Origin of the sequence: Bacillus pretiosus, from assembly GCF_051294775.1 — a bacterium.
GTDB classification, from domain to species: Bacteria; Bacillota; Bacilli; order Bacillales; family Bacillaceae_G; genus Bacillus_A; species Bacillus_A wiedmannii.
In genome coordinates this window covers 1-278 of the sequence record NZ_JBPPHF010000679.1, presented here as the reverse complement: position 1 = coordinate 278, position 278 = coordinate 1, and the positions used below count along the sequence as shown (strand labels likewise).

1 protein-coding gene is annotated in these 278 nt (G+C 31.7%); it reads right to left on the bottom strand.

Going from position 1 to position 278, the window contains the following annotated elements:
- Nucleotides 1-3: 3 nt before the first annotated feature.
- The coding region (locus ACSG5Z_RS32665; RefSeq protein WP_435713017.1) for a dihydrofolate reductase at nt 4-278 on the bottom strand (275 nt) is incomplete at its 5' end.

Genomic DNA, 278 nt, shown 5'->3' with positions numbered 1-278 from the left:
CTATTAATATTGTTGCTTTTCATATACATGATAATAGTACGTATACGGATTTTTTTCATCCGTTAACCCTTTTTCAACAAAAATTTCTTTCCAATTTGCCATATCGATTACTGGGAAGAATGTATCTCCTTCAAATGCATGATGAATTTTTGTTATATATAACTTGTCTACGTATGGTAAAAAGAGATCATAAAGTTGCGCTCCGCCAAAAATAAAGATCTCTTCTTCATTTTTGCATAGCTCAAACACTTCTTCTACAGAATGTGCTACTTCACAAC